Annotated in this window: 23 protein-coding genes; 14 read left to right on the top strand and 9 right to left on the bottom strand. The window is 37.1% G+C overall.

Annotated elements, in window-relative coordinates:
• Positions 1-20: 20 nt before the first annotated feature.
• The 5 genes from CSB87_RS18250 to CSB87_RS18230 form a co-directional block, all read right to left on the bottom strand.
• Complete coding sequence (locus CSB87_RS18250; protein WP_004709129.1) at positions 21-908, bottom strand: ParB/RepB/Spo0J family partition protein; 888 nt, start codon at positions 906-908, stop codon at positions 21-23.
• Positions 905-1,687 carry a ParA family protein gene (locus CSB87_RS18245; RefSeq protein ID WP_002050124.1) on the bottom strand — a complete coding sequence of 261 codons (783 nt, stop codon included), beginning with the start codon at positions 1,685-1,687 and terminating at the stop codon, positions 905-907. The genes CSB87_RS18250 and CSB87_RS18245 overlap by 4 nt, the downstream gene beginning before the upstream one ends.
• A 21-nt stretch (positions 1,688-1,708) precedes the next feature.
• Positions 1,709-2,341 (bottom strand): 16S rRNA (guanine(527)-N(7))-methyltransferase RsmG, encoded by a 633-nt coding sequence (rsmG, locus tag CSB87_RS18240; protein ID WP_002050181.1) that lies wholly within the window; start codon positions 2,339-2,341, stop codon positions 1,709-1,711.
• A gap of 87 nt (positions 2,342-2,428) precedes the next feature.
• The gene (murU, locus tag CSB87_RS18235; protein ID WP_002049766.1) at positions 2,429-3,118 is read right to left on the bottom strand and encodes an N-acetylmuramate alpha-1-phosphate uridylyltransferase MurU; all 690 of its coding nucleotides are present in this window, start codon (positions 3,116-3,118) and stop codon (positions 2,429-2,431) included.
• Positions 3,118-4,131 (bottom strand): aminoglycoside phosphotransferase family protein, encoded by a 1,014-nt coding sequence (locus CSB87_RS18230; protein ID WP_004887496.1) that lies wholly within the window; start codon positions 4,129-4,131, stop codon positions 3,118-3,120. The genes murU and CSB87_RS18230 overlap by 1 nt, the downstream gene beginning before the upstream one ends.
• 120 nt (positions 4,132-4,251) lie before the next feature.
• Between CSB87_RS18230 and CSB87_RS18225 the strand changes: the two genes are divergently transcribed.
• Both CSB87_RS18225 and CSB87_RS18220 read left to right on the top strand, forming a co-directional pair.
• Entirely contained in the window at positions 4,252-6,705 is a 2,454-nt protein-coding gene (locus CSB87_RS18225; protein WP_031959419.1) for an LPS-assembly protein LptD, read from the top strand.
• The gene (locus CSB87_RS18220; protein WP_004887497.1) at positions 6,705-8,015 is read left to right on the top strand and encodes a peptidylprolyl isomerase; all 1,311 of its coding nucleotides are present in this window, start codon (positions 6,705-6,707) and stop codon (positions 8,013-8,015) included. The genes CSB87_RS18225 and CSB87_RS18220 overlap by 1 nt, the downstream gene beginning before the upstream one ends.
• A 120-nt stretch (positions 8,016-8,135) precedes the next feature.
• On the opposite strand, the gene fba is transcribed toward CSB87_RS18220, so the two are convergent.
• The 3 genes from fba to CSB87_RS18205 all read right to left on the bottom strand — a co-directional run bounded on the left by fba (position 8,136) and on the right by CSB87_RS18205 (position 10,846).
• Positions 8,136-9,173, bottom strand: a complete 1,038-nt coding sequence (gene fba, locus CSB87_RS18215; RefSeq protein WP_002049840.1) for a class II fructose-bisphosphate aldolase — start codon at positions 9,171-9,173, stop codon at positions 8,136-8,138.
• 121 nt (positions 9,174-9,294) lie between these two features.
• The gene (locus tag CSB87_RS18210) at positions 9,295-9,537 is read right to left on the bottom strand and encodes a hypothetical protein (RefSeq protein ID WP_004887500.1); all 243 of its coding nucleotides are present in this window, start codon (positions 9,535-9,537) and stop codon (positions 9,295-9,297) included.
• Between the two features lie 121 nt (positions 9,538-9,658).
• Positions 9,659-10,846, bottom strand: a complete 1,188-nt coding sequence (locus tag CSB87_RS18205; protein ID WP_004887501.1) for a phosphoglycerate kinase — start codon at positions 10,844-10,846, stop codon at positions 9,659-9,661.
• Between the two features lie 138 nt (positions 10,847-10,984).
• Here CSB87_RS18205 and CSB87_RS18200 point away from each other — a divergent pair, with 138 nt between their 5' ends.
• The 5 genes from CSB87_RS18200 (at position 10,985) to CSB87_RS18180 (ending at position 14,866) form a co-directional block, all read left to right on the top strand.
• A complete protein-coding gene (locus CSB87_RS18200) occupies positions 10,985-11,368 on the top strand; it encodes a DUF2237 family protein (protein ID WP_002050020.1) in 384 nt (127 codons plus the stop codon).
• Positions 11,368-11,961 carry a Maf family protein gene (locus CSB87_RS18195; protein ID WP_006581996.1) on the top strand — a complete coding sequence of 198 codons (594 nt, stop codon included), beginning with the start codon at positions 11,368-11,370 and terminating at the stop codon, positions 11,959-11,961. Before CSB87_RS18200 ends, CSB87_RS18195 begins: the two co-directional genes overlap by 1 nt.
• A gap of 30 nt (positions 11,962-11,991) precedes the next feature.
• Complete coding sequence (locus CSB87_RS18190; RefSeq protein WP_004887505.1) at positions 11,992-13,155, top strand: cupin domain-containing protein; 1,164 nt, start codon at positions 11,992-11,994, stop codon at positions 13,153-13,155.
• Positions 13,156-13,515: 360 nt separating this feature from the next.
• The gene (locus tag CSB87_RS18185) at positions 13,516-14,082 is read left to right on the top strand and encodes a TetR/AcrR family transcriptional regulator (RefSeq protein ID WP_004709146.1); all 567 of its coding nucleotides are present in this window, start codon (positions 13,516-13,518) and stop codon (positions 14,080-14,082) included.
• Between the two features lie 475 nt (positions 14,083-14,557).
• Positions 14,558-14,866 carry an ArsR/SmtB family transcription factor gene (locus CSB87_RS18180; protein WP_002050127.1) on the top strand — a complete coding sequence of 103 codons (309 nt, stop codon included), beginning with the start codon at positions 14,558-14,560 and terminating at the stop codon, positions 14,864-14,866.
• Positions 14,867-14,917: 51 nt separating this feature from the next.
• Here CSB87_RS18180 and CSB87_RS18175 read toward each other — a convergent pair.
• Positions 14,918-15,740 (bottom strand): IS5-like element ISAba27 family transposase gene (locus tag CSB87_RS18175; protein WP_076611894.1). Its coding sequence is split into 2 segments (ribosomal slippage): positions 14,918-15,358 and positions 15,360-15,740, totalling 822 coding nucleotides; the frame shifts between segments, so codons are not numbered across the junction.
• A 431-nt stretch (positions 15,741-16,171) separates the two neighbouring features.
• On the opposite strand from CSB87_RS18175, the gene sstT reads away from it, so the two are divergent.
• The 7 genes from sstT to gcvH all read left to right on the top strand — a co-directional run bounded on the left by sstT (position 16,172) and on the right by gcvH (position 22,808).
• Positions 16,172-17,374 carry a serine/threonine transporter SstT gene (gene sstT / locus CSB87_RS18170; RefSeq protein ID WP_002050031.1) on the top strand — a complete coding sequence of 401 codons (1,203 nt, stop codon included), beginning with the start codon at positions 16,172-16,174 and terminating at the stop codon, positions 17,372-17,374.
• 5 nt (positions 17,375-17,379) lie between these two features.
• The gene (locus tag CSB87_RS18165) at positions 17,380-18,060 is read left to right on the top strand and encodes a YoaK family protein (RefSeq protein WP_004887507.1); all 681 of its coding nucleotides are present in this window, start codon (positions 17,380-17,382) and stop codon (positions 18,058-18,060) included.
• 3 nt (positions 18,061-18,063) lie between these two features.
• Positions 18,064-18,600: a DUF2058 domain-containing protein gene (locus CSB87_RS18160; protein WP_002050144.1), complete on the top strand. Its 537-nt coding sequence runs from the start codon at positions 18,064-18,066 to the stop codon at positions 18,598-18,600.
• Between the two features lie 373 nt (positions 18,601-18,973).
• Positions 18,974-20,821 (top strand): ABC transporter ATP-binding protein, encoded by a 1,848-nt coding sequence (locus CSB87_RS18155; RefSeq protein ID WP_002050158.1) that lies wholly within the window; start codon positions 18,974-18,976, stop codon positions 20,819-20,821.
• Positions 20,821-21,261, top strand: a complete 441-nt coding sequence (locus tag CSB87_RS18150) for a MaoC family dehydratase (protein WP_002050041.1) — start codon at positions 20,821-20,823, stop codon at positions 21,259-21,261. The genes CSB87_RS18155 and CSB87_RS18150 overlap by 1 nt, the downstream gene beginning before the upstream one ends.
• Positions 21,262-21,369: 108 nt before the next feature.
• Positions 21,370-22,395, top strand: coding sequence for an AraC family transcriptional regulator (locus CSB87_RS18145; RefSeq protein WP_000705529.1), 1,026 nt, complete (start codon positions 21,370-21,372; stop codon positions 22,393-22,395).
• Between the two features lie 38 nt (positions 22,396-22,433).
• Entirely contained in the window at positions 22,434-22,808 is a 375-nt protein-coding gene (gene gcvH / locus CSB87_RS18140) for a glycine cleavage system protein GcvH (RefSeq protein ID WP_002049861.1), read from the top strand.
• The last annotated feature ends 95 nt before the right edge of the window (positions 22,809-22,903 follow it).

The following is a 22,903-nucleotide window of genomic DNA, read 5'->3' as shown; positions in this document are numbered from 1 at the left end:
ATATATGACCTAACTTAGAATTAATCTGGCAAACAAATATTCAAAATACCATCTAACTCATCGAGTGAATGATAATGAATAACAAGTTTCCCTTTACCTTTCTGGTTATGATCAATTTTAACATTGGCACCAAAACGTTCCGATAATTTCTGAGTTAATTGCTCAATGTCTGGTGCAACAGGAGTTTTTTCCTTTTCCTGTTTAGGTTCGTTCCAATCACGTACTAATTGCTCAGTTTGACGAACGGATAATCCCTTTTCAATGACAATTTTAGCTACTTCAAGTTGCTCTTTACCTTTTAAAGTCAAGATGGCACGAGCATGGCCCATATCAAGCTGGCCTTGTTGCATAAATTCTTTAATGTCATCAGCCAAACTCAATAGACGCAACAAGTTACTGACCGTTGTTCTCGCTTTACCTACAGTATCGGCAATTTCCTGATGACTCAAACCAAATTCATCATGAAAACGTTGTAATGCCAAGGCTTGATCAATTGGATTTAAATCTTGACGTTGAATATTCTCAATAAGTGCTAAAGCTATCGCGACCTGATCATTTAAATCACGAACAATTGCTGGAATTTCAGTTAAACCGGCAATTTGTGCTGCACGCCAACGACGCTCACCTGCAATAATTTCGTAAGGATGAGCTTCATCATCTACAGGACGGATAACAATTGGTTGCATTACCCCATGTTTTTCAATAGAGGATGCCAATTCTTGTAAATCATGTTCATGGATAAAACGACGTGGCTGATATTCACCTCGCTTCAACAAATTCACATCAATTTGCTTTAACTGACCATGATCAAGTGCTTGAGCTTCTAATTGTAATTTTTCTTTTTGAATTGAACCAAGTAATGCATCTAAACCACGCCCTTTCGCCAATCCGCGTTTTTTGATGCTCATACTTTACTTCCTTTCTTTACTTTACTTTTCTTTAACATCTCAGCTGCAAGATTTAAGTATGCAACTGCACCCTTTGAACTCTTTTCAAAATAAATCACTGGCAAACCATGCGCTGGCGCTTCGGCCAAACGAACATTACGTGGAATCACAGTGTCATAAAGTTTCTTACCAAAATACTGCTCCAACTCAGCTGATACATCGCGAGTTAAGGCATTACGTGCGTCGTACATCGTACGTAAAACACCGATAATTTCTAAATCAGGATTTAATGCTTTTTGAATACGATCGATTGTTTGGGTTAAATCAGCCAAACCTTCCAATGCATAGTACTCACATTGCATAGGAATGATTACACTATCTACGGCAGCCAAGGCATTTACCGTAATTAAACTTAAGCTAGGGGCACAGTCAACAATAATATAGTCAAAAGAATTTCTAATTTCGTTCAGAGCATTCTTTAAAATGAACTCACGACCTTCTTGTTCGGCAATTGCCAGTTCAACACCTGAAAGCTCACGGTTTGAACCCAAAACTTTATATCCAACCTCTGCCTTTTGAATTGCAGTTTCAATTGGCACTTCACCCAATAACACATCAGTGATTGAGTAAAGTAGATCATTCTTTTGAATACCAGACCCCATCGTAGCATTACCTTGTGAATCTATATCAACAAGTAATACACGTTTTTTCAATACAGCAAGTGATGCTGCAAGATTTACTGCAGTCGTTGTTTTACCAACACCACCTTTTTGGTTTGCAATCGCAATAATTTGAGCCATGGTAACCCTAATACTTTTTATTTAAATTCGTTGAAGTAAAAGTAAATGACGTTGTTCATCAAGTCTTGGTACATGCAGTTCAATCACTTTACATGAAAATTCCTGCTTAAGCTCTTCCATTTCTTCAACTGGAATCAATCCTTTCATCGCAGCAATTATACTATGCTCATGTAAATATGGACGTGCAGCCTCAACAAAATCAGTTAAAGATGCAAATGCACGACTTGTGATCACATCAAATTGACCAAGCTCATCAATTGTATCTTGATTTTCAACACGCGTTTGCACAGCTACTACGTTTTTAAGCTTAAGGTCAGCAATAAACTGTTTCAAAAAACGAATTTTCTTACCATTTGAGTCAAGCAATACACAAGAGCGCTCTGGTTGACATAAAGCAATGATCATGCCTGGCATACCACCACCAGTACCAACATCAAGCAATCGACCTGGTGGTAAATCTTTCAAAATACTTAGGCTATCTAACAAATGCTTCACTAACATCTCTTTCGGATCACGAATCGCTGTTAGATTATAAGCTTTGTTCCAAAGTACCAAAGCATCTTGATACTTTAACAATAATGTCAAAGCTTCATCGCTAAGCGACAAACCTAATTTTTGACTACCCTGTTGTAACTCTTGAAAAAATGGATGCATAAACAAATAACATCTAAGTAAAATTTAAAACAAAGTATACCCATTTATGCATCGTGGAACACTATTTAACGATTAGGGATTACGCAGTTAATCGTAGAAGCCTTCACGAATTTGCAAATCTAGCTCCATTAAACGTTCAGGCGTTCCCACATCCACCCATGCACCCTTAAGCTTTTCAGCAGATATTCTTTGATTCTGCATCGCTTGCTTCAACAATGGTGCTAACGGACGTTTACCAGGCTCCAATCCATCAAAGAGCTTAGGATTGATAACAGATACCCCACTAAAAGTGAGATTCTCGCCCTTCACATCTTGATCGAATGCAAAAGCACGTCCATCCAATAATGTAAAGTCGCCTTCAGGATGTTGTTTAGGATTATCAACCAACACAAGATGAGCTAAATCATCATTTAGCTTAATATCGCGTAGCGCTTCAAAACCCATTGTGGTCCATACATCACCATTCACTAGAATAAATGGATCTGTTCCAAGCAGTGGCAAAGCATTAATAATTCCACCAGCTGTTTCCAGCCCTTCTTCTTCTCGTGTCCAACGGATGTCCACACCAAATTGAGAACCATCACCTAAGCTACTGATGAGCTTATCAGCCAACCAGGCAGAATTGATGACTATTTCAGTCACACCAATTTTCTTAAGCTTTTCGATATGCCACACAATAAGTGGCTTACCCCCCACCTCAAGCAGAGGCTTTGGTGTATATAGCGTAAGTGGACGCATACGATTGCCCAAGCCAGCAGCAAGAATCATTGCTTTCATTATGCTGCTACCTCATAGGGGCCATATTTTTCTATAAACTTAGGCATGACTGAGTTACGAATAAACGTCATGAAGTCATCAAGCTCATGATAACCACGACTCTCTTCAATTAAATACCACATGACTCGCGGCAAGTCTTTTAAATATCCAGACTTACCATCTCGCTCAAACAGACGAACAAAAATGCCCAAAATCTTGATATGACGTTGAATTGCCATTAAATCGGCATCACGTTTAAATTGCTCAAAAGTTCGGTTTTGTTTAGCAGATGCTGGTAAAAGCTCATAGAAAACTTTAAACCATTGATAAACACGCTCAGCATTCCACTGTACATACGCATCACGTGTAATCGAGATTAAATCATAAGTGTCGGCACCAATAACCGCATCTTGAAAGTCGATTACCCCCAATTCTTCTTCATTACTAATTTTCATTAAATTACGACTATGAAAATCACGATGCACAATAACTTGCGGTTGTGCCAATGCAGCATGAGCTAAGAAATCAAATGCGTCATCAATAGTTTTCTTTTGCTCAGCCGTTGGATGAATCCCAAGTGATGGCAACATCCAATCTGTTAGCAGCTGCATTTCAGACATAAGCTTTTCATAAGAATAAGCTGGGAAATGATCAATACCATTAATTGATTGCAAATGAGTGAGCTGTTTAAAGCTTTGTTCGTAATATTGATCAACTGTTGCATCATTTAATAATGTCGACAACAGCACATCACCAAAATCTTCTAGCAATAGAAAACCTTGTGTTAAATCCTTTGCAACAATTTGAGGCACTCGAACCCCATGCCCTGCAAAAAATTCGTCAATGGTTACAAACGGAACACAGTCTTCTTTTTCAGGAGGCGCATCCATAAGCATATAAGTTTTATTTTGTAACTGGATGCGAGCATAACGGCGAAAGCTGGCATCCCCTGCTAAATAAGCGATCTGAAATTGATCATTTTCAAGAACAGATGTAAGCCATGTATGTATCAATTGTTCACGTTGTGTATTCATTTGCAATAAAATCTAAAACAAGCTGAGATTTTTGAAGGGTTAAGTGTAGCCACTTATAAACTTTTTCTCTATGATGCGACAATAATTAATTGTGAATTAGCATACTTGGTTAATGAGACAATGAAGCATCAGTTTAAATTTAATCCTTTAGCGACCGCTATTTTTACGCTCTTATGTGGCTCCATACAATCAAGTTATGCTGAGTCAGCTGGTGTTGTCTCCAACATAGACAATAATCAACTTAAGGCGAGTATTAAGGAAGCCTATCCTGGGCAGGAATTCTTTCAACAATATTATGTTGATAAATCTGCACCTGAAGCGCAGTTGCGCAATAATAAATATTTGAGTTCGGCATTTTGCCAAGGAACTTGGATTACACCGATTAATCCTGAAACTAAAGCATTAGATGCAGATAAGGCTACATCGGTTGTAACGGCGGATTATGGTCATTACAACCCTGCTGGCGATTCTGAGCTAGAAGGAAACGTAGTAATAGATCAAGAAGGTCGTACTGTACGTGCCGATAAAGTTACCATCGATAAAACTCAAACATTTGCTCATGCACAAGGTCGAGTGCAGTTAGCCCAAGGCGGCTTACTCTCTCAAAGTGATGAAATTAATTACAATTTAAAGACTCAAACTGGTGATTTAAATAATAGTTTTTATATTTCTGAACAGCAGCATGCACATGGTCACGCTGGAAAAATCGAAAGAACCTCTCCAAATGTAATGGTTCTTAATGATGCAAGCTATACCACTTGTCCACCAGGCCAAAAGCCTGCTTGGAAAATTCAGGCTAATAAAATTGAGCTAAATCAGGAAACTGGTCGAGGCGTCACTCGTAATGCAAAAATCTATGTTAAAGATGTGCCAGTTATAGCAGTTCCATACTTTAACTTCCCAATTGATGACCGTCGAACTACGGGTATGCTTAACCCACAGTTTGGTTTTTCAGGTTTCTCAAATAGTGGTGGTGGCGGTGAACTTTCTGTTCCAATTTATTTAAATCTTGCACCTAATTATGATGCAACGATTACTCCACGATATCTATCAGAACGTGGAGCTATGCTCAAAGGTGAATTTCGCTATTTAACGGATGGCTTCGGTGCAGGGGTAATATCAGGCGGTATTCTTCCATCTGATAAAGAATATAACGATAAAGACCGTAAAGATTTTAATTTCCTCCACAACTGGAATATTAATGATCAATGGTCTACTAACCTTGAATATCACTATGCATCTGATAAAGACTATTTTGCAGACTTAGACAGCAGTCCAAACTCTAAAACCGATGTAAATCTACGAAGAGCTTGGGAACTGAACTATCAACATGGTATTCCGGGTTTAAAAGCTCAGCTTAAAGTTGAAGACTTCCAGACGCTAGATCCTTCAGTTTTGGATGCGAATAAACCTTATGCCCGTTTACCACAGTTCTTATTAAACTACGTAACTGGTAATCCACAAGGTCTACAGTACGAATTTAATAACGATACTGCATACTTTAAAAAATCAATTAATGATGGTTCTGCTCAGGAAAGTAGCGGTACACGTATTTATAACCAGTTTGCAACACGTTATAACTATCGTACACCAGCAGCTTTTGTTATTCCTGAAGTTTCTGTACGTTCTATCCAGACTTTTTATGACAAAGATAGCATTGCCTCACAAGGTTTAGATGCCAGTTCAGAGTCTAAATCAGTCGTCGTACCTCAGTTTACTTTAGATACTGGTCTTACTTTTGAACGTGATGGTAAATATCTTCAAACAATTACTCCACGTGCATTTTATGCCTATGCCCCTTATAAAGATCAGAATGGTTATCCAAACTTCGATTCAACCTCTGCTTCAGTTAACTACGATCAACTCTTTAACCCTTACCGCTTCTATGGGCATGACCGCCTTGAAGACAACAATTTCTTATCACTTGGCGTAAGTTATAGCCTTTTTGATACAGTAGGTTTAGAACGTTTACGTGCAAGTGTAGGTCAAAGCTATTATTTTGAAGATCGACGTGTAACTCTACAAAATCAACCTGATACATTTGATACCGAACGCAATACAGGACCAGTTGTAAGCTTAACAAGCCAACTTAACCAGAACTTTACGATTGCAGCAAATTCAGCTTGGATGTCAAACGGCGATAACGCACAGCGTGATTTCCAAGTTTACTACACGGGTGACAAAGGCAACCTATATAACTTAGGCTACTTCTATCGTAAAGATATCCCTGGTCGCCAAGATAACTATGACCAAGTTGTTGCATCGTTTATACAACCAATTAAAGACAACTGGCGTATTATGGGTCTTGTTCAATATGACATGGACAATGATGTGGCTCGTGAGCTGTTATTAGGTGTTAACTATGAATCATGTTGCTGGGGTATCTCAGTCTACGGTCGTTCTTACTATAACGACCTAGATGATCCAAAATCTCCTAATGTTAACGAGAAACGCGCGATTATGGCTGAAGTCACACTTAAAGGTTTAGGTGGTTTAAATAACAAACTTGCATCTATACTTGAAAATCGCGTTTTAGGTTTTAACAAAATTAATCAATCTTGGACACAACGTTAATGAAGGCAAAGCATCTTAAACAGTTTTTTAAAGCAACAACCCTTGCTGTATTAATATCTTCATCAATGCATAGTTTTGCCCAACCCACTGATGAAGTTGTGGCAATTGTGGACAATAGCGTAATTTTAAAAAGTGACCTTGAACAGGGAATGGCAGAAGCCACTCACGAGTTACAGTCACAAAAAAAAGAAGTACCACCTCAACAATACTTACAATTTCAAGTTTTAGACCAACTCATCTTGCGTCAAGCTCAACTTGAACAAGTAAAACGTTATGGTATTAAACCTGATGAGAAAAGCCTAAACGAGGCAGTACTTAAAGTAGCGAGTCAATCTGGCAGTAAAAGTTTAGAAGCATTTCAACAAAAATTAGATGCGATTGCTCCAGGAACGTATGAAAATTTACGTGGCCGTATTGCTGAAGATTTAGCAATTAATCGTCTACGCCAACAGCAAGTGATGTCACGTATTAAGATTAGTGATCAAGATGTTGACAATTTCTTAAAATCACCACAGGGTCAAGCTGCTCTAGGCAATCAGGCACATGTGATCCATATGCGAATTTCTGGAGACAATCCTCAAGAAGTTCAAAGTGTAGCTAAAGAAGTTCGTTCAAAGCTGGCTCAAAGCAATGATTTAAATGCTCTCAAAAAACTTTCAACTGCAACAGTAAAAGTTGAAGGTGCAGACATGGGATTCCGTCCCCTTTCTGATATTCCGGCTGAACTCGCTGCCCGTATTACTCCCCTACAAGATGGTCAAACCACTGATCTAATTTCTGTACGAGATGGTGTACATGTTCTAAAACTCTTAGAACGCAAGCAAAATGAACAAAAAGCCTTGGTACCACAGTATCAAACACGCCATATTCTTATTCAGCCTTCCGAAGTAGTAAGTCCTGAAAATGCAAAACAAATCATTGATAGCATTTACAAGCGATTGAAGGCAGGTGAAGATTTCGCCACTCTTGCGGCAACTTATTCAAACGATACAGGTTCCGCGCGTGACGGTGGTAGTTTAGGCTGGGTTAATCCAGGAATGATGGTACCTGAGTTTGATAAAAAAATGCAGGAAATTCCTGTAGGTCAAATTAGTGAACCTTTCCAAACTCAATTTGGCTGGCATATTCTACAAGTGACAGACAAACGCGAAAAAGATATGACTCACGAATATCAAGAGCGTATGGCACGTCAAATTTTAGGTGAACGTCAATTCAATACTGAAATTGATAGCTGGTTACGTGAAGTACGTGCAAATGCTTATGTAGAGATTAAAGATCCAAGTCTCGACAAAAAGAATCTGCAAAAGTAAGTTAATTTTTATTTAATTAAAACCTGTGTTTATCACAGGTTTTTTTATGGATAAGATTTAGATAATAAAAAAACCGGTTACATAAATAACCGGTTTCCATAAATCAAACCCTATCGGGAATTATTTATAACGATCCACCATTTTCTCTAATGAAATTGGACGGATCTTGTCAGCATTACCTGCTGTACCAAAGGCTTCATAACGATCGATACAAATTTGCTTCATTGAATCGACAGTTTTAGCAAAGTACTTACGTGGATCAAATTCAGCTGGATTCTCCGCCATGAAACGACGAATTGCACCTGTTGAAGCTAAGCGTAAGTCAGTATCAATATTGATTTTACGTACACCATGTTTAATTGCTTCTACAAGCTGCTCAACTGGCACACCATAAGTCTCACCGATATTGCCGCCAAACTCATTAATTACTTTTAACCATTCTTGTGGTACAGAGCTTGAACCGTGCATTACAAGATGAGTATTTGGTAATGCCGCATGAATTTCTTTAATGCGATCAATTGCTAAAATGTCACCTGTAGGTGGACGTGTAAATTTATAAGCACCATGTGAAGTACCTACAGCAATTGCTAAGGCATCAACATTCGTGTCAGCAACGAATTGCTTCGCTTCATCAACAGAAGTTAAAAGTTGAGAATGATCGAGTACACCTTCTGCACCAACACCATCCTCTTCTCCAGCCATACCTGTCTCAAGGCTACCTAAGCAACCGATTTCGCCTTCAACAGACACGCCACAAGCATGAGCCATTGCTACGACTTGACGAGTTACATCTACGTTGTAATCGTAAGTTGTAGGGGTTTTACCATCAGCACCTAATGAACCATCCATCATCACTGAGCTAAAACCAAGTTGAATAGAGCGTTGGCATACATCAGGGCTAGTACCATGGTCTTGGTGCATTACCACTGGAATGTGCGGCCACTCTTCGATTGCAGCCAAAATAAGATGGCGTAAGAATGGAGCGCCTGCATATTTGCGAGCTCCAGCTGATGCCTGAACAATTACAGGTGAATTGGTTGCATCTGCGGCAAGCATAATTGCACGCATTTGTTCTAAGTTATTTACGTTAAATGCTGGTACGCCGTAGTTATGTTCCGCAGCGTGATCCAAGAGCTGGCGCATTGAAATGAGTGCCATAATATCCTCCCAGGTAGTGCGGCTTATTCTACCTTGTCATTTATTTCAATTCAGCAACAAATCACAGTATTTCAAAAAAAATCCCTGCATTTGCAGGGACTTTTTAACAAAAAACAACAAATTAATGAGTTTCTGAAGCAGCCGCCTCGCTAGACGCACTACCTTCAACCACATCTGTATTCTTTTCATCTAAAACTGGCTTATCAAGCGAATCAATTGTAGCTTGCTGTTCAGGAGTTACTTTATCAGAAACTGCTGTAGATGCTGCATCTTGTCCTGCTTTAGAAGACTCTTCTTTTTTCGCACAAGCAGTCAACATCACTGGAACAATTAATAAAGCAGCTAAGGTAAGTTTTAAATTCATCACTATTTTCCACAATTGGTGATTTAGTGCTCATTATTTTATTTCAGTAATATGACAATTTAATGACTTATCAATGAAAAAGGGGTTGAACCCAACCCCTTCTTATTTTTACATATATGTATTATGCACGTTCTAATAAAACAGCCACTGCTGGCAAAGTTTTACCTTCAACAAATTCAAGGAACGCACCACCACCAGTTGAAATATAACCAATTTGGTCAGCAACATTATATTTATCAATCGCAGCTAAAGTATCACCGCCACCAGCGATCGAGAATGCATCAGATTGAGCAACTGCAAGAGAAAGTGCCTTAGTACCTTCACCAAATTGATCAACTTCAAACACACCAACGGGACCATTCCAAAGAATCGTTTTTGATGTTGTTAAAATATTTGCAAATGCTTTAGCTGTTTCAGGACCAACATCTAAAATCATATCGTTTGCAGTTACATCCTCAACTTTTTTAACAACTGCTTGTGCAGCCGCTAAAGAACCCAAGAAATCTTCAAAGTTAATTTGAGATGCATCCGCTACAACAACATCTGTAGGAAGTGGAACGCTTACTTTAGCAGCAATTTGTTTTGCTGTTTCTACCAAGTCAGCTTCGTATAGAGATTTTCCAACGTTGTAACCAGCGGCCGCTAAGAAAGTATTTGCGATACCACCACCAACAATAAGTTGATCACAAATAGTAGACAATGAGTTTAAAACATCAAGTTTTGTTGAAACTTTAGAGCCAGCAACAATAGCAACCATTGGTTTTTCAGGTGTTTGCATTGCACGGCCAAGCGCATCTAATTCAGCAGCCAATAAAGGACCAGCAGCTGCAACTGGAGCAAAACGTGCTACGCCCTCAGTAGAAGCTTCTGCACGGTGAGCAGTACCGAATGCATCCATCACAAATACATCACATAAAGCAGCATACTTTTGTGCAAGCTCAGGATTATTTTTCTTTTCACCAACGTTAAAACGAACATTTTCAAGCAAAACAACTTGTCCAGCCTGAACCTCTACACCATCAAGATAATCAGTAAATAATTTAACTTCTTGGCCTAATGCTTCAGTTAAATATGCTGCAACTGGTGCAAGTGATTGTTCAGGCTTTGGTTCACCTTCAACAGGACGACCTAAATGCGAAAATACCATTACAGCAGCGCCTTTTTCTAAAGCAGCTTTTATTGTTGGAAGTGCCGCACGTAAACGAGCATCGCTGGTAATCACACCATTTTTAACAGGAACGTTTAAATCTTCACGAATAAGTACACGTTTACCTGCTAAGTTAAGGTCAGTCATGCGCTGAAAATTCATGTAAAGCTCTCTTTATGATTTTAAAAACGCGCCAATTTTAAATGATTACATCAAAAAAGGTTAGTTTTTTTGCATAAAAGCTGTAGAAAGCCAAAGTTTTGATTATGATAGAGGTAGTAATTTAATATTTCATCGATTATGTCTATTCATCCCGATCCACAAATCAATCGTTTAAATGTTTTAGGTGAGCCTTTAGCGAGCTGTTGTTTTGATCCTATTACCGGATATTTTCGAAATGGTTTTTGCCATACAGCAGTAACAGATCTTGGGCAACACACTGTATGCGCTCAAATGACGTCTGACTTTTTAAATTTTTCGCAAAAAGTTGGCAACGATCTCATTACTCCTTTACCTGAAGCTGGCTTCCCTGGCCTGCAGCCAGGTGACTTCTGGTGCATTTGTGTAACTCGTTGGGTAGAAGCATATCAAGCTGGTCAAGCTCCACCTGTCAAACTTCATGCCTGCCATCAAGCAGTATTAAGTTATGTCCCATTAGATGTATTAATGGAATACGCAGTGTAATGAAACACCCCCAAATTATTTTGGCATCGAGTAGTCAAACGCGTAAGGATTTGATGAATCATTTGGGCATCGAATATATCTGTATCAGTCCAGATATTGATGAAAGTTCTCGTGGCGAGACTCATGCTGATGATTTAGCTAAAAGACTGGCTTTTACTAAAGCTCAGGTTATTGCTCAGAAAAATCCGGAAGCAATTGTAATTGGATCAGATCAGGTTGCATGGCGAGAACATGCACCTCATGATTTTATTGGCAAACCTTTGACTATTGAAAATGCTAAAGCTCAGTTAAAAGCAAACTCAGCCAGAACAGTCTTTTTTAGTACAGCCTTAAGTGTTCAATGTCTTGAAAAAAGCTTTGAACACACTCTAGTTGAACATTATCAAGTTAAATTTCGCAATTTAAGCGACTCAGAAATTGAAAGATATATCGATTTAGATCAACCCCTTCATTGTGCGGGAAGTTTTAAGTGTGAAAGTCTTGGCATTAGTTTATTTGAGAAAATGATAGGCCAAGATCAAACCACCCTAATGGGCTTACCCATGATTCAGCTTTGTCAGATTTTAAGACAGCTTGAACTTCAAATTCCTTAATATTTATTAGTTTATTTATAGGTTATCTCCATGACAGAACCTTTAACCGTTTTAGGCGGCATTACTGCTGAACAGTTTTTATCAGAATACTGGCAGAAAAAACCATTACTTGTGCGTAATGCCATGCCTGAAATCATTGGCGTGTTAGAGCCAAATGATGTGAAAGAATTCGCTTTAGAAGATCATGTTAGCGCACGTCTTATTCGTCAAAAAGACAAAAATCCAAATGAGTGGCACGTAAAGTCTTCTCCTCTAACTAAAGGTGACTTTCAAAAATTACCAAAGCTATGGACACTGTTAGTACAAGCAGTTGATCATTACTCATTCGATTTAGCGGAATTATGGAAGAAATTTCCTTTTATTCCTCAATGGCGTCGTGATGACATTATGGTTTCTTATGCACCTAAAGGCGGCTCAGTTGGAAAACATTTTGACTTTTATGATGTATTTCTTGTTCAAGGACATGGACACCGCCGTTGGCAATTAGGCCAAATGTGTGATGCAACCACTGAATTTGTTCCAAATCAACCATTAAAATTATTGCCAGACATAGATGTTCATTTTGACGAAGTTTTAGCTCCTGGTGACTTATTATATGTTCCACCTGGCTTAGCACATTATGGTGTTGCTGAAGATGATTGCTTAACTTTCTCGTTTGGTTTCCGTATGCCTAATATTTCTGGCATGATTGACAGAATTAGTGACCAATTTGCTACCGATGAATTACTACAAAACCCTGTCATAGATATTGACCGAAAGAGTATTTCTCAAGTTGGTGAAATTAATACAGAAGAATTAGCGTATTTAAGAGGGTTGGTTTTAGCTCAATTGCAAAATTCATCAGTACTTGATGCTGCCATCATGGCATATATGACTGAACCTAAATATCCAGATAATATTCCTGAACCAGACGAGATAGAAGTTGAAGACCTCAATGCTATTTTGACAGAAGGTTATGAATTATTGCTAGAACCAGCCTCTCGCCTACTTTATACAGAACAAAATGGAGTTTTAAAGTTTTGGGGCAATGGAGAAGATTTAACGATAGTGGAATCTTTTGCCACTCAACTCAAAACAATAGCAGATGGAGAAAGTATTCCATTTAATAACCAGCTAAGCAATGTAGAGATTTTAGAAAACATTGTTCAATTATTGAATGATTCAATTCTTATGTTATTGCCACCGGCAGAATAATATTGACTAAATAGGTTAAAAGGAGAAAATTCTAAAATTTCTCCTTTTTTCTTTTATAAATAAATGTTTAAATATACCAATCTATAAATCTATTTTGCGGTTACATTTCTATGGTTTAAAATTATTTTCTAAATTAAAAAATTATCTAGTAAATACGTCTAATTAAGACATAGAAATTTTTTCAGCAAATATAAAATATATACCTAGAGCATTATGCTTTGCCCTTCTATTGTTTTTAAAAAACCTATTTTTTTCTATCAATAACAATCAATACAATGTAAAATTGTGCGTTCTTGCTTTTTATTTATACACTCGACCATTTAGGCTAAGAGCAAATTTTTTGTGTGAGGCTACTAAAATATGTCAAAAAAAGATGACATTATTACCACTGCATTAAGACTTTTTAACTCATATAGTTATAACTCTATAGGGGTTGATCGTATCATCAGTGAGTCTGGTGTAGCAAAAATGACATTTTACAAATACTTCCCTTCCAAAGAGAAACTAATTGAAGAGTGTTTATTACTAAGAAACTCACTTTTACAAAATTCTCTTACTGCTGCTATATCTAAACAAGACGAAAATGATCCATTAGCCCGTATTAAGGCAATCTTTTTATGGTATGCAGATTGGTTTAATAGCGAAGATTTTAATGGCTGTATGTTTCAAAAAGCCTTAGAAGAAGTATTAAAGCAATACCCTTCAACTCACCAACCTGCGACTTTATACAAAATATGGTTGACTCAGTTAATGCAGGATCTTCTTGTTCAACATGAAATTGAGGAATCTCGTCCTTTAGCATTACTGTTAGTCAATATTTTAGAAGGTATGACCATTCAAGCTCAGGTTGAGCACGGCTCAGTAAAAATTAATGACTACTGGAAACGTGTAGAGAAGCTTATTGAGTTTGAAAAAGTTGCACAGTAAAAAATAAAGCGTGATATTATTCTTCTTATATTGTTGAATCTTCTTCTTATTCATCACGCTGCGTCTGAAAGTCATTCTAGCCTAGAGTTAGACGTTTTTTTTGGACTATCATCCCAAACTAGAATATACAGACCTGTCTGTACAGAATCAATTATATCTTTAAAAAGTAAAAACTCAATCTTTTTTTATTACCCTTTCATAGATAAATCAGAATTAACTATAGATAGAACTTAAAATAAGATTTTTTTCCTTTGACTTTGTTTCATTTATACTTAACAATTACGCTTCTCACACAATGCAACACTTTTGACACAAAACAACTACAAATTATTGTTATACCTTAATAATGTTATATATTTATCAATTACACTTATAAACCTTTTCAACAAAAACAATTGGATTGATTAGTTTTGCTACATTCATTTTCTTAAGATCAATCTATACTATGCCGGCCATATTGATATAGGTATAAAGTATGAAAGATGGACTCCAAATTGAAGAAATGAAAAATGCGGCTGATTCAGTCGTAGGCACATTAAAGTCTTTAGCTAACCCTGACCGTTTATTAATTTTATGTCACTTAGCTCATGAGGAGTTAAATGTCTCTCAAATCGAAGAGAAAACCCAAATCACCCAACCCACTCTTTCACAACAATTGATGATGTTACGTAAAAGTGATGTCGTTTCAACACGTCGTGATGGCAAACAAATTTTCTATTCTATAAAGGATGACAAGATGCACTCAATTTTGAATACGCTTTATCAGTTATACTGTATAGAATAACTGCGCTGAATTTATAAAATTATAATAATATTAGACCTCTTGCGAAAGTCGTTATTGCAAGTTCATCCGATTTACCAGTGCAGCGATTAAGTTAATGCGTAAACCGAATCTTTTCCGTCTATTTCGATAGCGTTCACTTAATATTCTAAATGTTTTCAATTGACTATTAATATGTTCGATCACAACTCGTATTTTTCCAATCATTTTATTGTACTTTTTCTCAACATCAAATAAGGGTAAATTCTTCTTTTTCTTTATTGGCATCAATAATTTAAAGCCATCTTGCTCTAATCCGTAGTACCCTAAATCGGTCATAACATATTTACAATGTTTGAATTTTTTAACCGTTCTTCTTGCCAATTTAATGTCATGCTGACTGCCATTCGATATATCTAGCCCTATGATTTGTTTGCTGTTCGGATGATAGATCACTTGTGCTTTTAGCGTATGTTTCTTCTTTTTACCACTGTAGAACTTACTCTGATTTTTTTTTCGGACGTTCTATTGAACATTCTGTCGCATCAATAATGACCCAGTTAAACTGTTCGTCTGCTGTGGTAATGCTTCGTTTTGGCAGAGTAAACCGTCTTGATTTCATCAATGCATCTTCAACCTTTTTAATGGTTCGATTCACATTACTTTCAGCGATATGGTAATTTGCAGCCAACTCCAATTGAGTGCTGTAATTCCGTAAGTAATTGAGTGTTAATAATAATTGATCCTCTATAGCTAAAGTATGAGGACGCCCAGATTTCTTTTTAAGTGATTCTACTTCTTTTAAAACTTCGATCATTTCACTAAAAACTGGTCGAGGTACACCAACCAAGCGCTGGAATTCAGAATCTGAAAAACGATTTAATTTCTGATATCTCATGAAATTTAGATTGAGGTGGTTTTTACTTTCGCAAGAGGTCTATTAATGTATTCCTGAAATATGCGATTTTTCAACTTGGTAGCTAGTAATAAACCGAGCAAAGAGGATTGAAAATTCGCGTAGTTTTTCAAGTATCTAAAGCTATTGAAAACAACAATACACTCTCTTATTTCTTTCTGTCTCTCCCTCCACTATTTTTCAATAGGTTTTTAGACCCCACAGTTAATTTTTTATTGACTGTTATATAAGCAGAATATCTTTTTAATTAATTTAATAATTTAATTTTACTATTTTAAAAACAAATACTTAATATTACCTTTTTTTATTAATCTAATTACTTGATATAAAAAAGCTTAAGATTCACATCACTTAAGTATAAAATACTCCGCTTGTTCAACCTTTAGCCATGAATAGGTTAATAAGGCCTTTATATGCTTGAATTCTTTTCTCGATTAAGCTTAGTCACCAAAATTATTATCGCCATTATTTTAGGAATAGGTGTTGCACTATTATTTCCAACCGTTACACCTTACTTAAGCTTGTTTGGTGAGCTGTTCATTAAAGCATTGAAATCGGTTGCTCCTATTTTAGTTTTCGTACTGGTTCTCTCATCTATTGCTAACTTTCAGGTTGGTCATAGTGCAAATTTACGACCAGTCTTACTATTATATGTAGTGGGTATGCTATTAGCTGCGTTTAGTGCCGTTGTTGCGAGCTTGTCTTTTCCAAGTACTCTTTATCTTAATACTGTTTCACATAACAACCTACAAGCGCCTGGTAGCCTCGCTGATATATTAAAAAATTTGCTTTTAAGTTTTATTGCAAACCCTGTTCAAGCAATTAGTGAAGCGAACTTTATTGGCATTCTGGCATGGGCAATTGGTCTAGGTTTAGCAATGCGTCATAGTTCAGATACGACTAAACAAGTGATGCATGATGTTTCACATGCTGTGAGTGCGATTATTCACAAAGTCATCGCATTTGCACCTGTAGGCATTTTCGGTTTAGTTGCAGTAACCTTTGCCGATGCTGGTTTAGCAACGCTTGAAAGTTATGCGCAATTATTAGCTGTTCTATTAGGAACAATGCTTTTTGTTGCTCTTGTAGTTAACCCAATTTTGGTAGGTTTAACAATTCGTGGCAATCCATACCCACTTGTTTTTAAATGCTTAAAAGAAAGTGGTATTACTGCATTCTTCACACGCAGCTCAGCAGCTAACATCCCAGTTAACCTTGATTTAGCTGAACGTTTAGGTGTTAATCCATCTACTGCAAGTGTTTCTATTCCTTTAGGTGCTACAGTTAATATGGCTGGAGCAGCTGTTACAATCACTGTGCTTACTTTAGCAACTGTGCATACATTAGGGATTCATGTTGATTTGGCAACTATGATTATTTTGTCGGTAGTCGCTACAGTTTCAGCATGTGGTGCGTCTGGTGTCGCTGGTGGTTCGTTACTTTTAATTCCAGTCGCTTGTAGTTTATTTGGTATTTCATCAGAAATTGCGATGCAAGTTGTTGCAGTTGGTATGATTATTAGTGTATTACAAGATTCAACCGAAACAGCTCTTAACTCATCAACTGATGTTTTATTTACTGCCGCTGTTGATATTCGCTCAAGACAAAACTCTTAGAGAACATGCCATTTCAACGTTTACCAAACTGGTTCCAAATTGGTGCCTTTTTACTGGCAATGAATGCCGGAATGATTAATGTATTAGGGCTTATCACCCTTTTACATCAATCGGTGTCGCATATGACTGGTAATGTCAGTATGCTAGCCATGAGTTTGGTAAACTGGCACTTTGATCACGTCATATATTTGATACTTGTTATACTATGTTATGTATGTGGATCATTTTACAGTGGTTTTATTTTAGGCAATAGCCATTTCAAATTAGGCCGTCGATATGGCCTCCCTTTAAGCTTAGTTGCCCTCTTTATTTTTCTTTGCTGGTTATTACTGCCATATTTTCCCAAATATGGATTATTATGGGCTTGTGTCGCCATGGGTTTACAAAATGCCATGGTCAGCCATTATAAAGGGACCATTATTAGGACAACTCACTTATCGGGTGTCTTAACAGATCTTGGCCTTGCACTTGGTTACATAGCACGAGGTTTAAAAGTAGAAAACCGTCGTATTATTTTACATCTACTTATTTTTTCAGGTTTTCTTATTGGTGGTATAATTGCTGCTTCAGTTCACCCCTACTTAAAATTGCAATCATTTTTGCTACCAGCAATTTTAAGCTTAACACTCAGTATTTCATATTGGGCTGTTTATTTTCATCGTTCTTCCTCTTCAGATTCGGATTAAGTCATGGTTAAAAATGCCTTACAAGCTCAGTTACTCAAAGCAGGTTTAGTTGACAATAAAAAAGCAAAAAAACTCACCAAACAAGCTCAGCATGAGCAGCGTACTGGTCAAAGCAATGAAGCAGAAATCAAAGCAAATATTGAAAAAGCTCAACAAGAAAAACTAGCTAAAGACCAAGCTTTAAATCTAGAAAAACAGCAACAACTCGAAGAAAAAGCATTAAAAGCTTCTATTATTCAAATGATTAAACAACACAAAATTGTAGATTTTGCCGGAGATGTGGCTTATCAATTTATTGACGAGAATAAGATTAAAAAGGTATATCTATCTCAACAAGTCTACAATGCCCTTGTTACAGGTAGTTTAGTAATTGCTAAAGATCAAGATCAATACGCTTATCTTCCAAAAGCTTTGGCCGAAAAAATTGATCAAAAAATGCAAGGCTTTATTTTAATTAATAATGCAGAGAAAAATGAACAAACTACTGACGAAGAAGATCCGTATGCAGCATATGTTATTCCAGATGACTTAATGTGGTAATTATTATGAGCCTTTATGAATATTTAGATAAAGGCTCATGCTGCTTAGGCTAAATATCAGTATTTTATCATTTATTAAAAAAACTTATAAAAATTACATTCACATCAAATTCATTCACCACTTCATCTATTATTATCGATATAATGAATAAAACATTTTTTGTCTTTACCATGCCTTTTAGGCTTTTCCCGTTTCCAAATTTATATCTTGACTAAATCTTGTCAGTTTTAGCTAAAGATATACAACATAGACTTTGACGTGTATCCACACACCCAACAGATCAACATCTATATCGAGTTTGATCTAACTGACTTTATTGCAAATTAAATTGCGAAATTTTAATAAAGTAGCTGATGTATAAAGGTAGTCATTCATGCTGAAGTGGTTTGAAAAACTTGTAGATCCTTATCCAACCAAAGGTCTGGATGAGCCCTTACCAACTCGCTTTTTCCCATTTGTTTGGCAAGCTACTGAAGGTGTTCGTCCGTACTTATTATTACTCATTATATGTACAGCGGGTGCAGCCAGCTTTGAAGCTCTACTCTTTTCAAAAATTGGGCAACTTGTCGACTGGCTGAGTAACAGTCAACCAGAAAGCTTTTTAAGCCAACACGCTTCCAATATACTCATTCTTATTAGCGTTTTATTTGCTAATATTTTATTTGTTAATATTCAATCTATTATAAAACACCAAATTTTATATAGTACTTTTCCAATGCGCTTACGGTGGCGTTTTCATAATCTTTTGTTAAAGCAAAGTCTAGATTTTTTCCATAATGATTTTGCGGGTCGCCTTTCAGCAAAAGTCATGCAAACAGCACTAGCTATCCGTGAATTTTGGATTATTTTGGGCGATATGTTGGCTTATGTCAGCATTTATTTTATTACCGTTAGTATCGTTCTTGGTGCAATTTCACCAACTTTACTCATTCCACTTATGGTTTGGTTGGGTTTATTCTTATTAAGCGCTTGGTTCTTTATTCCCCGTTTAAGCAAAGTATCACAGCAACAAGCTGATGCTCGTGCAGTAATGACTGGACGTGTAACAGATGCCTACACAAATATTCAAACGGTTAAATTATTTGCCCATGCTGGTCGTGAGAGCCAGTATGCAAAAGCTTCAATGAAAGAGTTTATGACAACTGTCTATGCACAAATGCGATTAGGTACTCTTTTTGAAGTCAGCATTAATTTACTTTCTGCTGTTTTATTTGTAGGCGTGATTGGAACAGCAGTCTGGCTATGGACACAAGGCCTAGCAGCACTAGGTGTAATTGCAGCAACGACCGCCATGATTTTAAAGCTTAATAGCATGGCTGAGTTTATGATGTGGCATATGTCAGCCTTATTTGAAAATGTGGGTACCATTCAAGATGGTATGCAAACTCTTGGTAAGAAAATCAATATTCAAGACAAACCAGATGCAAAACCACTTACAGTAAAGCAAGGTGAAATCGTATTTAAAGATGTGACCTTTGCCTATAACAATAAAAATGTCATCGATCACTTTAATTTACACATTACAGCGGGCGAAAAGATTGGTATCGTTGGCCGTTCAGGTGCAGGAAAATCCACTCTCATCCAATTACTTTTACATTTCTACCATCTTAAAGAAGGTGCAATTTTAATTGATGGGCAGAATATTGAAGATGTTACACAAGATAGTTTGAGAGCGAATATTGCTTTAGTTACTCAAGATACTTCTCTACTCCATCGTTCAGTTGCTGAAAATATTAAATATGGCCGTCCGGATGCAACCGATCTGGACATGCAAAGTGCAGTGCATAAGGCAAAAGCAGCTGAATTTATTCCTCAACTTGTCGACTTAAAAGGCCGTTCTGGCTATGAAGCACAGGTTGGTGAACGCGGTGTTAAACTTTCAGGCGGTCAGAGACAACGTATCGCTATTGCACGTGTTTTCTTAAAAGATGCACCAATTTTAATATTAGATGAAGCAACAAGCGCATTAGACTCGGAAGTTGAGGCAGCTATTCAGTCTAGTTTAAATGACCTGATGGTAGATAAAACAGTTATTGCAATTGCTCACCGTTTGTCTACCATTGCTCAAATGGACCGTTTAATTGTTCTTGATGAAGGTAGAATTGCAGAGCAAGGTACCCATGAAGAATTAATTGCTAAAAATGGTATATATGCACAATTATGGAAACGCCAAACTGGCGGCTTTCTTATTGAGCAAAAAGTAGTACAGGGTCAGGATTAATGCTTTATTTAGAAGATTTAAAAATTGGTGATCGTTTTATCAGTCGTGAATATGAAATTACACTAGATGAGATTAAACAATTTGCAAGCCACTACGACCCTCAGCCTTTCCATACAGATGAAGAATTAGCTAAAGAAGATCCAATCTTTAAAGGTATTGCTGCCAGTGGATGGCATACCTCGGCAATTACTATGCGCTTATGGACAGAATGTATGCCTATTCATGGGGGGCTCGTGGGTTCAGAGTCTAGTTTACGTTGGCCTCGCCCGACTCGACCTGGTGACCGTATACATGTTGAAGCTGAGATTTCAGCAATTACACCATCCAAAACAAAATTGGATCGTGGTATTGTAAGCTACGTTACGCAAGCTTTAAATCAACATGGAGATGTTTTACTTATTTCAACGACAAAAATCGTTGTCTTTAAAAAGAATATTTAACGAATCCTTGATATGATTGTCTAACAGTTTTTATAAACTCAAATTATATTTCATGACAAGATGTGTAAGAAATGCACGTAGAAAATTGATGAGAGCAACGGAACGCATATGAAAATTACCTCAGCTCGTCAAGATCAAGGTATTCCAGGAGTCTATGGCTTATTGCTATTAGATGTTGTTTCACGTTGGGGATACAACGATGAGACATTATTTGCCCCTTTTCATCTTACAAGTGAACAATTGGCTGACCCTGAATATCGTATTTCAACACCTGTAGCAAATGAACTGGTTAAACATGCCTTAAATCTCACTGGAGAAAGTACATTGGGTTACCATATTGGCACTCAAATGCGTATTTCAATTCATGGATTTATTGGCTACGCAATAATGACAGCAAAAGATATTACTGAGGCAATTGCTCTCGCTGCTCGTTTTATCCAGTTACGCTTACCTTTTTTACAACTCTATTTTTCTACCTTCGGCCCAAAAGCCACATTACAACTACAATGTGATATTGAGTTAGAACCACTTCGCACCGAAATTGTTTTAGGCTTAACTATTGGCATCATGACAATGGCAAAAGCTATGACAGGTATTGAAGATTTAGCGGGCGATGTCGACCTAGATTTTCCAGAACCAGCAGGCTTTGATAAATATAAGAGCAAACTAAGCAGTACTATTCGGTTTAATCAGCCTCATTTAATTTCTAGTTTTGATAAAAAATATTTAGGTCTTAAATTAATTAATTCAGATCCAATCGCCAGTCAAATTGCTATTAACCAATGTGAGGCTGAACTCTCTGCTTTAGGTGAACGCCGCCGTTTAGCAATGCGTGTACGTGATATTTTAAGTAATTCGGAACAACATTACTTAAGCATAGAAAATGTAGCAGAATACTTACACATGTCAGATCGCACATTAAAGCGACAGTTGGCAGCGGAAGGAACTTCATTTTCAACATTAGTAGATGAAGTCCGCTATCGTCATGCGACTTCTTTACTTTCACGTACAGATTATAGTCTTGAACAAATTGCGGATGAACTGGGTTATTCTGATGTCGCAAATTTCAGCCGAGCATTTAAACGCTGGAGTGGTCGTAGTCCTAGTAACTGGCGCAAAGACCCCTATTTATAATGTTATTAAAATATTGGACACAAGCTTAAGGAGATGTCATGAATCACCCTTCAGAATTGAAGTATGCACGTACACATGAGTGGGTAAAAATTGAAGGTGATCTTGTTATTACTGGGATTACCGACCATGCACAAGATGAGCTTGGAGACTTGGTCTATGTTGAAACTCCGGAAGTGGGCAGCCAAGTAACAGCTGGCGAACAAGCTGGAGTAGTTGAATCAGTTAAAACTGCTTCTGACATCCACGCTCCTGTTTCTGGTACAGTAGTGGAAGTAAATACAAACCTTGAAGATGATCCAGATTTTGTAAATGAAGATCCATACGGGAAAGGCTGGATTTATAAAATTAAGCCAGACAACATGGCAGACGTTGAAAAACTTTTAACAAATGAAGAATATGAAGCTGGCTTATAAAATTTAGCATTGCTTTCAATATTTGATAAAAACCAGTTTACTTTTAAACTGGTTTTTTTATATATGTATAAAATAGCTATAAAACTGGATATGTA

This window comes from Acinetobacter sp. AR_0276, assembly GCF_003000705.1.
GTDB classification, from domain to species: Bacteria; Pseudomonadota; Gammaproteobacteria; order Pseudomonadales; family Moraxellaceae; genus Acinetobacter; species Acinetobacter nosocomialis.
This window is presented reverse-complemented; position numbering and strand designations above follow the sequence as displayed.

Bases quoted from the DNA above. Each gene is read 5' to 3' on its own strand.
- CSB87_RS18250 (WP_004709129.1), bottom strand. From the start codon at position 908: ATGAGCATCAAAAAACGCGGATTGGCGAAAGGGCGTGGTTTAGATGCA.
- CSB87_RS18245 (WP_002050124.1), bottom strand. From the start codon at position 1,687: ATGGCTCAAATTATTGCGATTGCAAACCAAAAAGGTGGTGTTGGTAAA.
- rsmG (WP_002050181.1), bottom strand. From the start codon at position 2,341: ATGCATCCATTTTTTCAAGAGTTACAACAGGGTAGTCAAAAATTAGGT.
- murU (WP_002049766.1), bottom strand. From the start codon at position 3,118: ATGAAAGCAATGATTCTTGCTGCTGGCTTGGGCAATCGTATGCGTCCA.
- CSB87_RS18230 (WP_004887496.1), bottom strand. From the start codon at position 4,131: ATGAATACACAACGTGAACAATTGATACATACATGGCTTACATCTGTT.
- CSB87_RS18225 (WP_031959419.1), top strand. From the start codon at position 4,252: ATGAAGCATCAGTTTAAATTTAATCCTTTAGCGACCGCTATTTTTACG.
- CSB87_RS18220 (WP_004887497.1), top strand. From the start codon at position 6,705: ATGAAGGCAAAGCATCTTAAACAGTTTTTTAAAGCAACAACCCTTGCT.
- fba (WP_002049840.1), bottom strand. From the start codon at position 9,173: ATGGCACTCATTTCAATGCGCCAGCTCTTGGATCACGCTGCGGAACAT.
- CSB87_RS18210 (WP_004887500.1), bottom strand. From the start codon at position 9,537: ATGAATTTAAAACTTACCTTAGCTGCTTTATTAATTGTTCCAGTGATG.
- CSB87_RS18205 (WP_004887501.1), bottom strand. From the start codon at position 10,846: ATGAATTTTCAGCGCATGACTGACCTTAACTTAGCAGGTAAACGTGTA.
- CSB87_RS18200 (WP_002050020.1), top strand. From the start codon at position 10,985: ATGTCTATTCATCCCGATCCACAAATCAATCGTTTAAATGTTTTAGGT.
- CSB87_RS18195 (WP_006581996.1), top strand. From the start codon at position 11,368: ATGAAACACCCCCAAATTATTTTGGCATCGAGTAGTCAAACGCGTAAG.
- CSB87_RS18190 (WP_004887505.1), top strand. From the start codon at position 11,992: ATGACAGAACCTTTAACCGTTTTAGGCGGCATTACTGCTGAACAGTTT.
- CSB87_RS18185 (WP_004709146.1), top strand. From the start codon at position 13,516: ATGTCAAAAAAAGATGACATTATTACCACTGCATTAAGACTTTTTAAC.
- CSB87_RS18180 (WP_002050127.1), top strand. From the start codon at position 14,558: ATGAAAGATGGACTCCAAATTGAAGAAATGAAAAATGCGGCTGATTCA.
- sstT (WP_002050031.1), top strand. From the start codon at position 16,172: ATGCTTGAATTCTTTTCTCGATTAAGCTTAGTCACCAAAATTATTATC.
- CSB87_RS18165 (WP_004887507.1), top strand. From the start codon at position 17,380: ATGCCATTTCAACGTTTACCAAACTGGTTCCAAATTGGTGCCTTTTTA.
- CSB87_RS18160 (WP_002050144.1), top strand. From the start codon at position 18,064: ATGGTTAAAAATGCCTTACAAGCTCAGTTACTCAAAGCAGGTTTAGTT.
- CSB87_RS18155 (WP_002050158.1), top strand. From the start codon at position 18,974: ATGCTGAAGTGGTTTGAAAAACTTGTAGATCCTTATCCAACCAAAGGT.
- CSB87_RS18150 (WP_002050041.1), top strand. From the start codon at position 20,821: ATGCTTTATTTAGAAGATTTAAAAATTGGTGATCGTTTTATCAGTCGT.
- CSB87_RS18145 (WP_000705529.1), top strand. From the start codon at position 21,370: ATGAAAATTACCTCAGCTCGTCAAGATCAAGGTATTCCAGGAGTCTAT.
- gcvH (WP_002049861.1), top strand. From the start codon at position 22,434: ATGAATCACCCTTCAGAATTGAAGTATGCACGTACACATGAGTGGGTA.